This is a genomic window from Synechocystis sp. PCC 6714, assembly GCF_000478825.2.
Classification (GTDB): domain Bacteria; phylum Cyanobacteriota; class Cyanobacteriia; order Cyanobacteriales; family Microcystaceae; genus Synechocystis.
Genome location: NZ_CP007543.1, coordinates 19,374 through 32,297, shown reverse-complemented (window position 1 = coordinate 32,297; position 12,924 = coordinate 19,374). Strand labels below are relative to the sequence as shown.

Here is a 12,924-nt window from a genome sequence, read left to right as displayed (position 1 = left end):
GGAAAGTCCGGGAAAGGTGAGTAAAGTTTTGGTGGTTTTACAAGCCAAATTGTTTGAGTGATTCCTTAATTAGCAACGCTTTCAAAATTTCAATAGGAATACCGCTTCCTTTTTCTTTAATAGTTAACATAACTTTTTTCCAAATCGTGGGATTTTTAGTTGCTTCTAAAAATTCATGCCCCTCCCAAGTTAGACACGTTGGAAAATATGATGGCACGGTTCCCATGACTGAGATAGGTTGATTGGTAAAAATTTCTATAAACCCAGCTTCACGTAAAAGCTTAACATGATACATATAGTCGATAATCTCATAACCATCCACTGAAGTCTGAATAGGCTCATTAAAATTTGGTGATACTTCAATGTGTAATAAAATTTTTTTGATTAACTCCATATCTCTTTTCACGGTCAATCTCCTAAAAATTATCAATTAAGCGCTCAATTTTAGCCAACTTACATTTCAAATCACTTGTATCTAATTTGATGTTGCATCCACAGGAGCACTTAAAGGTATGATTTAATTTTATCCATTTAATACTTTTCTTTGTTTTACGTCCGCAGTTATTACAGGGAAGTTCTATTTTTGCCTGATCAAACAATTTTGACACGATATTTCCCTCAGCTTATTAATAACATAATCATACTAGCATCAAAAAATAATGTCTAGAGAATTTTGGAAAGCTCCTAGGTGGTAATTACCGAACACAATTTTTTATTAGCTAAATCCTCACTAAAATTGCTTCAACAGCAACTGTCAAATTTGTTGGCTTAGTCGTTTCATAATCTAACAAGGCAAGTTTTCCAGTTTCATTGACAAGCTCCTTGATGAAATCATTATTACTCAGTTTACTTTTTTCGCCATCGGTCAAACTCCTAAGTAATAGTTGAACAGCTTTTTTAGTCTTATGCTGTTGAAGTATTTTGAGTGTAGCCCTAACCATCTGGCCAGTGATCTCCTCTGGTACAGATTCAATAGTCTGTAACCGTCGATTAATTTTAGCTAAACGTTCAGATGTCAGGGAAATATTTTCAAGGGTTTCTGGTTGCTCTAATTCGGCCTGTCGTTGTTCCTTTAAGTTTACTAACTGTTGATAGGTTGTTTCTGCAAGAGATAGCAGGGGTTGAGTAGAAACCACATCGCTTAACTCTGGGGTTTTGAAGCCGGCGGCGATCGCCTGACCATGACCATCAACTTCCCCGGTGGCATTATTCCAGAAAATTGTTTCGGTTTTGTCTTCAATCGGTTCACCGTTGGGGCCAAAATACTTGAGCTTCAGAGCAGTCACTACTTTTAGATTTGTATCGTCCCCTGTGCCAATAGCGATCGGGTTAGGTTGGTAGCCCTCTGGCATGGCGTTCATTAATCGTTTCAAATCTTCGTTGTAGAGAATTTCATTGTGGGTGTAAACTTCCTGAGCACCTTCTTGTTTTTGATAGGCATTTTCCTGTAGATTGTCTTGCTCAAATCGACGGGCTTGCACAAGGCTTTTAATGAAGTCAATATAGCCTGGTAAAATCTCATCATCAAAAAGGGTATCTCCATAAACAGAAGGCCCTAGCTGTTCCATATTTTGGATGCGGGGAATATTGCCCTGGTCATCTATCAGATCCCCCACCATTTTCTTGTGGAGATTATTCAGTCGGGTAGCCTGCCGCAATAGTTGACTTTCGCTGTTGGCATAGTAAATAGTGATAAACTCGACGGGATGCTTTTTCGGGCGATCAATACGACCTATCCGTTGCTCTAGTACCATCGGATTCCAAGGAAGGTCAATGCAGATTAGGTAATTAGCATCTTGTAGATTTTGACCCACTGACAAGGTTTCAGACCCGACTAAGACGTTAATCTCTTCATCTCGTTTAGGATAGTCTGCGGGATTTTCGCAAGTTGCACCAGGAGCAAAACATCGAAAAAGTTCCCTTCGCTTGATTCCCCGTAAATCTTTGCCATTTTTGTGAATACCATGGGGAGTAAAACCAATAGCCTTACCATCCTTGAGATAATGTTTGGAAGCTCCCATCGCCATCCCAATGCCCTGAAGAGAAATCACTGGATCGGCTTTCATATATTGGTAATAGTCCATGACCGTATCAGCAAAAACGGAAATCAATAGAACTTTATGACCCCGGCTTACCAATTCCCGAACCTTTTTGGTGACTTCTTCCCGCTTATGGTCTGTGACAAATTCAGTTTCCAGTAATCCTTGAATGTTGGCTAAGCGTTCTAAGTCTGAATCACAGTCTTCTAGGATGCGCTCATAAATTGCAGCCGCCCGTTCTGGGTCATCCTTCAAAGCATCAGTCGCAATCTCAATGGATCGCCTGAGTTGTTGCCGCTGTTCTTCTTGCTCACCATCTTCGTCCTCTTCATCCTCAAACTCATCCGCTTCATCTTCTTCCATACCCCAGTCAATCTCTGCCTGATTTCCATGCTCACTTTCAAACTTGTAGTGAATCATCAAAAAACGTAGTAAGCCTTCTGCATCAGGGGTTAGCTCAGATAATCTATCTTTGACTTGCTGAATCCGTTGGCTAAAATTCCGAATCGTTAGCTTAAGAGCATACATACTAGATTCTGCCCGCTGTAGAAACATTCGCCGCTGGTTAGATAGTAATGACCGTTGCCCCACATCCTGATCATTCAAATAACGAATAGGGTCTGATGAAGGGATAAATAAACTATGCTCAAAATGTCCAAAAATTTGGTCTAGAGCTTGTTCAGTTTCGGATTCAAAGTTGACCACTAACCATTCTGCTTGTCGTTTAGCGTAAAGCCTTAGATCAGGACTTGCATCCATTAACTGCTTACGAGTACGTTGCAAAAATAGCTCTTTGTAGAGTTGCCGAAAAATCCTGGTATCATCGGTTAGATTCTCTACCCCAATATCTCGCTGGTTTAACCAATCTCCTATCACTTCAGGTAAACCATATTGACTAAATCCATCGGTTTTAGTGACAAAGGGTGAAAGGATATTGTAAATGTCTTCCCTGCGGTTATTCCAAGGCGTTGCCGTTAGTAAAAGATAGTGACGTTCCCGTCCTTCTTCCCGATCCCTTGCCCGGATCTGTAAACAAGTGCGGTGAATGCGATTGTTATAGTTACGGATACCTTCGTGGGCTTCGTCAATCAAAATAAGGTCTGGGCCACCAAAGCGGTTAAAGTCATCAATAAAGCTTCCCTTGCGGCTCATCAGGTTTTTGTTATAAAGCTCATAATCATTTCTGCCAAACCCTAATACCTTCATTTCCTTACGCCAGTTGTCGTGCAATTTTCGGGCGGCAATGATGGCTATTTTGGCTTGGCCATTTTCTTCTCGGTATAGTTTCCCCACTGCGGCCCCCAAGCGACTTTTTCCTAAACCTACTGCGTCGGCACATACCGCTACGCCAAAGTCTTTCATGACCCGATAAGAGTGTTGTGCGCCAGATTTCTGATGCTCAAAGAGGATTCCTTCATTGACCCATTGATCCAAAGCACCGCTACTTTGAATCTGCCAAAGTTTAGGGTTTTGCAATCCCAGCCAGTAAAGGAAATCATTGGGGGTTCCATAGTTACCGGCCAAGATAGTTTTGATCGCCGCTTTAAAACCTTCAATTTCAGAAAATTCTGGAACAGTGAGCTTATTGGTGACGGTTAACTCCTGGGCTGGCTCAACTTGGTAAGTATGCTTGGAGGTGGCAACAACAAGACTTTTGATGGATTGGGGTGGATAATTTGGGGCAACGATCGCCTGGGCAGTGAGTTGATCGGAAGTAGTTTCTTCAATGGTCAAACGAATTTGATCCGTATCTTCTACGGCGATCGCCTGAATATCTTGGAGGTTATGGCCTGTAATTTTAACAGTGGTAGTTTCCCCAGCCTCTAAGGTTGAAGGGTCGCAATCAGTGATGCGGGGTTGGTTAGCTTCATACCGTCGTTGGCTTTCCCGCCGCACCTGGGTCAAAAATTCATTGGTGAGGTCAAAGGCATGAACACTATTCCACTCTTCATCAAATTCTTCAATGGAGTCGGCGATCGCCCCATTATCAATAGCGTCACTCCAATAAAGAACCGTAATGCTCTCAGAATTAAGGTTATGGGCACTGTAAGTAAAATTATCGGAACCGTCATGGAGAATGCTATTCCCCAAAGAATCGGTGAGAATCCCGGTCTTTTTGTGAAATATTCCTTTCCCTCCTTCCATTTTGATCAGCTTAATGCGGAGAAATTCCAGTCGCACCAATTCTGCTAACAGTTGGGTGCTAGTGAAAGCTTTTGTTTCCAATGCCTGCAAGAATTCTTCTAAAGTTCGTTGAATGTAGTGGGACCGATAAAGGGGGTCATTTAATTTTCGTAGTTCTTCCACATCCCGCTGATTGGTGAAGCCCTGTAAATCCATTAAGAGACGAATTTCCCCCCCCATAACCAACATTTGTTGTAGGGGTTCTTCATAAAGTTTAAGAACACCACTATTGAAAAAGGCTGTGGAGCGGCGATAGAGTGTGGTCTTGGCAAGGTAAGCACCAATAAATTTTTGATAATTATCAACATCTTTCGGCAAGCTAAAGCGTCTTCTTTTTTTGATATTAATATCCAGAAAACTATTAATTAATAAAGCTTTTTCAGTTTTAGCATCAACGCATTCTAGAAAGGCTTCTAACCTAGAAATTTTATTTGTTCTAAGTAAAATTAGAGAGGGAATGTTATCAGGTTTCTTGGGAATATATTCATAAACACTGGCATCATTAAGGTTAATGCGTATTAATTTATGGGTCTTTGGCTTTTCCCCAATACCGAATAAGCGCAAACTAAAGAACTCTTTGAATTTATTGCCTGCGTCCCGATGTTTAAAAACTAGCCAATATTGATTATCAACACCTTTAATGGCATCGCCTTCAAGATTATAGTAAGGCAACTGGCGACGTTTAATTTCATTGATAACTTGGTCTAACATAAAAGTTTTTAATTATATTAATTCTTTTAAAGCAGAGTATAATCCAGGTAAATCAGTTTGGATCGTTTCCCAAATAATTTCCAGATCAACTTGGAAATATTCATGCACTGCAATGTTTCGCATTCCTCTCATTTGTCGCCATGGAATTTGCGGATATAATTTAGCGACTTCTGGCAATAAATTAGCGGAAGCTTCTCCAATAACAGCCAAACCATAGAGACTCGCTTTAATAGTGCGGCGATCTTGGCAAAAATCCTCAAAGCTTAGCTCCTTGACCATCCCTTGAATCTCCTCAATTTCAATCAAAATATCTTGTAAGCGTTCTCTAAATCCTCTAGAAGGCACGCATAGCCTCCTTTAATACAATATCCTTTAATGCTGGACGTAAAGACTGGGGAGTACCCAAATCTACAGAACAACCAAGAATTTCTTCTAAATAGTCTTTTAACCCAATAAATGTCAGTAAACCTACTGGTTTTTCAAATTCTACTAAAAGATCGACATCACTCTTATCATGGGCTTCATTTCTGGCTACTGAACCAAAAAGAAGAAGCGTTTTTACGGCAAATCCCTGAATCTGCTCTCGATGATCTGACAAAGTTTGTATGACATTGTGCTGATTAAGCATATCATTTTATTTCCTTAAGATTGAGAAAGCTGAAAAGCATTTTTAAAAATTATTTCCAATATGGGGTATAAAAATTATTCAATGGGCCAACTGGGAATTGCTTCGTCAATCAACTGCATCAATTTGATGGTTTCTTGCAGGGCAACGACAATTTTTTGATAGTGAAGAATATCTTCATCACTCAGAACTCGTCCTTTGCGGTCTTTGAGCCATTTCTGGCAGACTTGATAACCTCCGACATAAAAGTTCCAAACTTCTTCAGGGACTCCCACAAAGCCATCCCCTTGTTTATTGATGTTGACTTTGCCATCACTATATTTAGGATGCCCAGGGGCTACGGTTCTGTCTCCTATTTCCGTAAATTCAGTGATAACCTTATCCAATGTTGGGGAAGTCATCAGGTGTAAGCCCACTAACTGCTCTCCATAGTCTGCTAGTTGCCTAAATAGGCGATCGTCACTGGTGAGGGGAACACGGGGAAAGTCTATTTTAAGAAATTCAGCGTAGCGGGTGCGGTAGGTGGGGGAGTAGAAGATACCGTAGATATAGTAAAAGATGGCTTCTGGTGTAGGGAGATAGCTTAGTTTTGATTCTATAATTTTAGGAAAATTTAGTGAAAAATTAGGACGTTTTTCTTCTTGAAGTTCTGAGGGACGATTCGGATCTGGATAGAGATAGAGAGGAAAATAGCTTATTTTACCTTTTTTGCTATAAAAAGCTCTATTATTAGGAATTATTTGCGAAGCAAAAACATGAGTAAATTCTCCATGTATTGATACTTGCCTCATAACTAATAAGCTTATATTTTTTCCATATATTAAATGCTTCCCTGCACTAAAACTGTTTGTTTTTAGTAAATTTTTTTGATAAAAAGTTTTGCGGATATCAAAAGGAGTAAAAAGGAAATCTATAAATTTACTTTGAAAGTTGTTATTCTCTACGATTAAATTGCGTTTTTCTACAAGTTCTAATCCCCATCCACTTACAATGTTAAATTTATCAGTGACTTCCTGAATACTTTTTTGAACAAAAAATATTATTTTATTTTCTAAGCTTTCCTTTAAAAAATCTGTCAATATCTCATCTTTACCAGATTCAAATCCTGTTGAGTTTACTTTAAATATATCTTTGATATAAGAGATTTTTGAATATTCATCAAATAATCTTTCATCTAGTAACTTAAAAAAATACTTGGGTTTAATATATTTTATTTTTTTCCATTTTATTTGACTAATACTTTTTGATTCCAAAAAATTATATTTTTCTATTCTTGTTCCCAAAATATCATAGCATTCTAAATCTACTTTTGTTTTCAATTGAGATTTGCTATTTTTAATCATAATGGATATTGCAACCCCCTGCTTAATATCAAAAACATTTTTGTCGGGATCACCTTTCAAGTCTAGTTCTCGTTTATCAGTATCACCATGTAAATCTAAAATTTTAATAGAATTAAATTCATCTAAGAGACTGCTTCTTAACCCCCTTAAAGTGATAGAGTCTAAAAAACTATTATTAGTAATAAAGGCTAGAATTGCATTGTGTAATTTCCCAATAATCTTTTGAGAGAAGGCAAAAAACTTTACATAATCCTCTTGAATATTTTTTTCAAATTGCAAAGCACTCTTTTCTATTATTTTTTCGCCATCTACGTAGCGATATGGTTCGACAATTTTTCTTACTTTCTCTCCCAAATTGGCAGATTTAGCAGAATAAGGAGGATTACCTAACACCACTGAAATTGGCTTTGTTTTTTTAATTTCAGCCGCTTCACTAGATTCATTTGCAATAAACTCATCAAATAGAAATTCAGATTTGCTAATAGAATCATCAAGGCTGTTTGTTAAATACACTCCTAACCGTTGACCACTCTCAAACCGATAACCCGACTCCTCCAAAAATAACCCCAACTTAAGGTGACAAATGGCATAGGGAGCCATCAACAACTCAAAACCAAAAATACGGGGTAATAAACAATGATCAACATAATCATTCCAGTCTGAATACTCAAACGCTTCAGGATTGGCTTGATGGCGCTCATGAATCAACTTGAAAATCCATAAAAGGAAAGTCCCCGTTCCACAAGCAGGATCAAGAATCATCACCTCTGGATCAGCAATGCCCAACGGTTTATCAAACTTATCCTTAATCAACTCATCTACTGACCGCACCATGTAGGACACCACCGGCTCAGGGGTGTAGTAAACCCCCCGACGTTCCCGCATTGTCGGTTTATAGGCCGCTAGGAAATCCTCATAAAAGCGAATAACAATATCTTCCCGGTTCATCTTGCTACGGAAGTCCGCCAAAATTGCATCCATTTCCGCCGCCCGAAGAATGGCGATCGCCTCACCGATGGCATCTACCAATTCATCACCTAAATTCTCCGGTGACTGTTCACTAATATCCTTAAATAATTGCCGTAGGAACGGGTTGGTTTCGGGTAACTGTGACCATGCCCCATCCCGACTGAAATCAGCCTTGGGATTTTTGACAAAACTGAAGACCCTTGCGGTAAATAATCCATAGGCAATAGTTTGGGCGTAAATATCCGCAAAACTATAATCCTTATCGTTATCCGCCTTGAGTTTGAGGTTAGCGATCAACTCCTTCCGAAAACTTTTTAATAAATTGTGGAGATAACCATCCTCCCCTTCCGCTTCATAAACATCTGGCATAGCCTGTTCAATCCGTCGGGCCACAGCGGCCAACAATTGAGCCAATTCTTTCGCGGTTGCCGCTGGTTTGAAAAATATCCAGTCAACCTGGGGGACAAACCCTGTGATCTTTTCTGTAACCTTCTGGGCTAATGACTCCCAACTCAGCCGATGCAAACGGGCTTGTAAATCTTTAGCAGTCCAGTCAAAAACTTGAATGCTCCGTTGTCTTAGTCGGCTTTCAGTTGGCAACACCAAAGCCACATTGCCCTGACTATTTCCCTCCGGCAACAAAATATACATAACAGGCTGTTCCGTCGCAATCCGACCCGTATAATGCCCTCGAATTTGCTTATCCTGGTCATCCTCTGTTAGCCACTGCTCAATCTCTCTCTTAGCTCCCTGATTCAATTCCTTAAAAAATCCAACGGCGATCGGGCAAGTATTTTCTGCTTCTAACTCATCGCTTCCGGGACGTAAATACCAAAATCGAGAACCCTCTGAGTCCTTCTCTTTGACAGGATAATCAAGTAATTGTCGCAGTGCCTCCACTCGCTGTTCTTCACTACCAATCATTACCGCTTGAAACTTAGCTTGAGCAAATCCCATCTAACCCTTCCCTTCCAAAATTGCCAACCTTTTCTCCAACCGACTAACCCTCTCAACCAGAGGCAACCTGTCGTTATCGCCCACATAAGAGGCGATCGCGGCCAAAACCCCCTCGGTCACTGTCAAGCCCTGGTGGTCAAGGTAGGACTCTAACCGAGCAAGTAAAGGGTCTGGAACCCGGATAGATAAACGGCGACTTTCCATAACTGACGATAGTTTTTTACTGTCTGACAGAATACTAGCGCAAAAGTAGTTCAGCCGTTGCAAAGTCTTAACAAATCGTGATAGTTAAACAAGAGGTTATTTATAGAGTCTTGGCTAAAACTGGCATCGGTCACAGTCAGGAGTTCTGGGCATTCTAAACCCCTAGTAAAATTCCAACGATAATTGCCCCAGTGAAACATTTCGCCGTTGCCTGAGGTGATAGTGAAGATGGCAAGGGGAGCATAGGGCCATTAAGTTTTCCGGTGCATTATTCCCTGGATCATAATCGCAGTGATGCACCGCCATCCTAAGCCTATACCGTTCTTCCTTTAGCAGACCCTTCCCCTCCCCAGGCTTGAGACATTGCGCCCCACACCGTTCACAGACCCAACCAACGGACTGCTTTTTGTCGAGGGCGATCGCCTTCCAATCGGGGGGATAGCGGTTATCTTTCATTTCAAACCCCTAGTAAAAAATTCAACTACCACTCTTAACCCTTAGTAATTTTTTTAAACACCCTGGCAACATTTTACAATCCTAAACGTCTCCCCTTTTAGACATTCAAAAGTTTATACAGTTAAACGTCTAAACTTTTAAACATTTAACTATCCAATGATTATCACCGTTACTGCCTTTAAAGGTGGGGTAGGTAAAACCACAAGCTCTATTCACTTGGCGGCCTACCTCAATAACAAAGCTCCAACAATCCTAATTGATGGGGACTTAAACCGTTCGGCATTGCTGTGGGCATCCCACGAAAAGCTAGATTTCCCTGTTGTCGATGAGCGGGAAGGATTAAAAGCGGCCCGTAATTATGAACATATCGTTGTTGATACCCCAGCTAGGCCAGAGATTGAAGAAATTCGCTCCCTTGCTAGGGGATGCGACCTCATGATCTTGCCAACCTCCCCCGATGCCCTTTCCATGGGGGCATTACAGGCAAACATCCAGACGTTTAAACAGCTAAACATTCCAAACTTTCGGATATTGATGACCATTGTTCCACCAAAACCTTCCACAGCAGGAACCGAGGCCAAAGAATATCTCCAAAGCTTAGGATTGCCTGTTTTTAAACGCATGATCACTCGATATGCTGCTTTTCCCAAAGCCGCCTTAGAGGGTTGTGTTGTTCGCGATGTCAAAGGCGATCGATATGCGGGGGCCGGTTGGAATGATTACAAAACCGTAGGAGGTGAAATTTATGGCTAAGGAAAAAAATCGCTTTGCAGGCTTTGAGAATTTTGCTCAGGCGGAATCAACTACTTCAGAGAAAAAACCAGAAGCAGCAATCGCCAAAAGCAAAGATCCCAATTTCAAAAAAACAACCCTCTACCTTTCCAAAGCCACCCACCTAAGATTACGCACCCATACCTTAAGCACTGAGCAAGATATGTCCGAATTGGTGGAGGAGCTGTTAGTCGATTATTTCAAACGTCTAGACAGTTAAACAGGGAAACGCTCACTTGACTTTAACCTTAAGTGTTTAAACGGCTAACAATACAGACAGATAAGCGTCTAACCATTTAGACAGCCATTATAATTGGTTAGTTCAAAATCCCTCAAAAAGTGAGCTGTCGCCGGCGGGCGTTAGGAGGGCTTCATAGATTAGTACAATCTTTGCCAAGGTATTGCAGAATGACGGTTACATCGAGTTTTTTTCTATCCCATTCCTGCACCACATCAAACTTATCCTTGGGGATATAGGCAGAGCGTTTCACCCGTTTTCCCTTTATCTCCAGCTCATAGTGATAATAGTACTGCTCATAGGATTTTTTGCCGGAGCGGGTCTGTTTTTCGCAATAGTGCAATTGGATGTAACCGCTACCTTGACCCCTTGTGCGCCGACGACGGACTTCTGGTAAGGGCCATTGAAGTTTTATTTTCACCCTGGGGCCAGTGGTCTTGGAGGACGGTATGGCAGTCGGGGTCGATTTCAACAAACTGAGTTGTTTGTATTTTTCCTCCGGTTTGTTCTGCGGCCAGGGTGAATCCCCCACATCCGGCAAAGAGGTCGAGGTGTTTAAGGGTTCCATGGCTAGAACTCCTCGCAGTGGATAATTTGGTCAGTTTCGGAGCAGTATTTGTAACTTGGCGATCGCCGAGCATAGTGAATTGCTTCCTCCCGTAGGATGGGGTCGTAGAGCCATTGATTGAGTCGTTCCAGTTCGGACTGGGGCTTGGGGCAAACTTCCCGCTTACCACCAAAACCCTTGAGCAAACCCTGCACCATTTGCTTGAATACCTTGGCTTGTTCTGGGGCTACAGGCTCGGATTTTTGCTGGCGTTGGAAAACTTTTAAGCGAGTGCCGTCGGGAAGGATGGTGTATTCAGAGGCCGGGGAAGAATTTTCAGGAGGGGCAGATTCAGTTTGAGAATTTTTACTGGGGGTTTCAACACTCACCGCTGACACAGACCCATCCCCAGTCAGTTCTTGGGGTTCCTCGGTGGGGCTTTCACTTTCCCAGGGAGAAGGTTCACACTCAGGGGCAACAATCAGGGAAGGGATTTCCGTGGGGGCCAGCTCGGCTTCTTCAAGATCTTTACCAGGGGATAATTCCGCCACAGGTTCAACAACTTCCAAACCCCTAGTAACTTCCTCTATCTTTGGGGGAAGCACAGGCGAAGGAGTAGCCACCACAGCCACCGGATTCATTTCTGGGGGCAGAACCGCCGTCACAGCCCGTTGATGGGTGATTAGGTTCCGTTGCTGGTCTTCAGGGATTTGACAGCCATTAGCAAGGCGCATTTGGGTATTCTCTACCCGATGAACAAACTCTTTCTGGTACTGCTCCCAGCGAATAGGCAAATTAGCCGGGTCTTTCCTGAAATGGGCCAACACATCCGCCTGCTTGTCGTGGAAGTCTCCGCCATAACGCTTCTGCCAGTTCTTCGCCAACCAATTCCGGAAATTGGGGTCGAGCTTGCCCTCAATACTCCAGGGGCCATCAGGAAGCCAATCAAAGCCTTGGTTCTTCTTCGTGCGCTTTTTAGTACGGCGGGCGGCGGAATATTTTTCCTCTCCTTGACTTGTCGCTATGACAAATGAATTTTGTTTTATTTCTGCCGTAGTCAGTTTTTCCTGGGTTTTTGACTCAGCTCCATTAACTTGTCCATTTGTATTTATTGACCGATCTGGAATTTTTTCTTTTTCTTCGCTCTGGCCGTCTGGAGAGTATGAGAAAGTCTGTAAGTCTGTATATATAGTGGAGTCCCATTTTTGGGACTCGATTTCTATTTCTGGGACTGGATTCCCATTTTTGGGACTAATCCAAAACCCAAAAACCCGCTCAGAAACTAGTAAGCCTGCATTAGTCAACTGGGCTAGGGCGCGGTAAAAAGTTGTTCTACTGATTCCTATGGCTTCTTTGGCTATTTCCCAGGTGATTCTTACCCGGCGATCGCCAAAAGGATCGAGGGTAGTTGCCCATGTCCATAACTCCCAACTGGAACGAGGTAGTTTAGCGGCTAGGAGTTCTCCGGCAGTATCCGTCGTTAGCTTGTAGAATTGAGTCATAGTATTTTGAATTTTTTGGCGGTGGGTGGTTCAGACCCCTCGCCTTTTTTATTTTGGTAAGGTGGATAAAGGGTAAAACTGTGAGAGTAAGTTCCTGAATTGCAATTTGGTTTATGGACTGTCTATGGTTTTGTTGGCCCTGCCCCAAATTGCCCACTCCTCTGACATGGCGATCGCTGTAAAGCTTGTTATTTTGTACAACCTCAGACCTCGGCAAGATGACTCATTCATTGATAGTTCTGCTGTTGCGGGCCTTGTCAGTTCATCGAAAAATGCCATAATAACCGTAGCCTCAGTAATTGTAGAAAGGTCATTGGGGCTATTGCTTCCCCTAAAATGTGTTAAATTGGGTACAGCCATAAAAAAGCGGCTATTGCT

The 12,924-nt window shown here is 41.9% G+C and carries 11 protein-coding genes and 1 pseudogene; 2 read left to right on the top strand and 10 right to left on the bottom strand.

The genetic code is table 11. The features are described 5' to 3' along the window. Positions 1 to 37: 37 nt before the first annotated feature. The 7 genes from D082_RS16105 to D082_RS16075 all read right to left on the bottom strand — a co-directional run bounded on the left by D082_RS16105 (position 38) and on the right by D082_RS16075 (position 9,488). On the bottom strand, positions 38 to 406 hold the full coding sequence (locus D082_RS16105) for a DUF2513 domain-containing protein (RefSeq protein ID WP_028946618.1): 369 nt from the start codon (positions 404 to 406) through the stop codon (positions 38 to 40). 313 nt (positions 407 to 719) lie between these two features. Beyond that, positions 720 to 4,934: a helicase-related protein gene (locus D082_RS16100; RefSeq protein ID WP_028946619.1), complete on the bottom strand. Its 4,215-nt coding sequence runs from the start codon at positions 4,932 to 4,934 to the stop codon at positions 720 to 722. Positions 4,935 to 4,946: 12 nt separating this feature from the next. After that, positions 4,947 to 5,279, bottom strand: coding sequence for a DUF86 domain-containing protein (locus D082_RS16095; protein ID WP_028946620.1), 333 nt, complete (start codon positions 5,277 to 5,279; stop codon positions 4,947 to 4,949). Further along, entirely contained in the window at positions 5,269 to 5,562 is a 294-nt protein-coding gene (locus tag D082_RS16090) for a nucleotidyltransferase family protein (RefSeq protein WP_040122979.1), read from the bottom strand. The genes D082_RS16095 and D082_RS16090 overlap by 11 nt, the downstream gene beginning before the upstream one ends. A 74-nt stretch (positions 5,563 to 5,636) precedes the next feature. Beyond that, entirely contained in the window at positions 5,637 to 8,828 is a 3,192-nt protein-coding gene (locus tag D082_RS16085) for a type ISP restriction/modification enzyme (RefSeq protein ID WP_028946622.1), read from the bottom strand. Next, positions 8,829 to 9,032, bottom strand: coding sequence for a hypothetical protein (locus tag D082_RS16080; protein ID WP_028946623.1), 204 nt, complete (start codon positions 9,030 to 9,032; stop codon positions 8,829 to 8,831). A 162-nt stretch (positions 9,033 to 9,194) separates the two neighbouring features. Beyond that, a complete protein-coding gene (locus D082_RS16075; protein ID WP_028946624.1) occupies positions 9,195 to 9,488 on the bottom strand; it encodes an HNH endonuclease in 294 nt (97 codons plus the stop codon). A 156-nt stretch (positions 9,489 to 9,644) separates the two neighbouring features. Here D082_RS16075 and D082_RS16070 point away from each other — a divergent pair, with 156 nt between their 5' ends. Further along, positions 9,645 to 10,241 carry a ParA family protein gene (locus D082_RS16070; RefSeq protein ID WP_011153887.1) on the top strand — a complete coding sequence of 199 codons (597 nt, stop codon included), beginning with the start codon at positions 9,645 to 9,647 and terminating at the stop codon, positions 10,239 to 10,241. Next, positions 10,234 to 10,479 carry a hypothetical protein gene (locus D082_RS16065; protein ID WP_238546915.1) on the top strand — a complete coding sequence of 82 codons (246 nt, stop codon included), beginning with the start codon at positions 10,234 to 10,236 and terminating at the stop codon, positions 10,477 to 10,479. Before D082_RS16070 ends, D082_RS16065 begins: the two co-directional genes overlap by 8 nt. Before the next feature lie 151 nt (positions 10,480 to 10,630). Here the strand turns inward: D082_RS16065 and D082_RS18405 are convergent, their stop codons facing one another. The 3 genes and pseudogenes from D082_RS18405 to D082_RS16055 form a co-directional block, all read right to left on the bottom strand. Continuing rightward, entirely contained in the window at positions 10,631 to 11,029 is a 399-nt protein-coding gene (locus D082_RS18405; protein WP_238546914.1) for a hypothetical protein, read from the bottom strand. Further along, positions 10,980 to 11,138 (bottom strand): annotated as a pseudogene (locus D082_RS19175) (hypothetical protein); the annotation flags it as partial. The gene D082_RS18405 and the pseudogene D082_RS19175, both read right to left, overlap by 50 nt. Further along, positions 11,068 to 12,546, bottom strand: coding sequence for a hypothetical protein (locus D082_RS16055; RefSeq protein ID WP_040122978.1), 1,479 nt, complete (start codon positions 12,544 to 12,546; stop codon positions 11,068 to 11,070). The gene D082_RS16055 and the pseudogene D082_RS19175, both read right to left, overlap by 71 nt. Between the last annotated feature and the right edge of the window lie 378 nt (positions 12,547 to 12,924).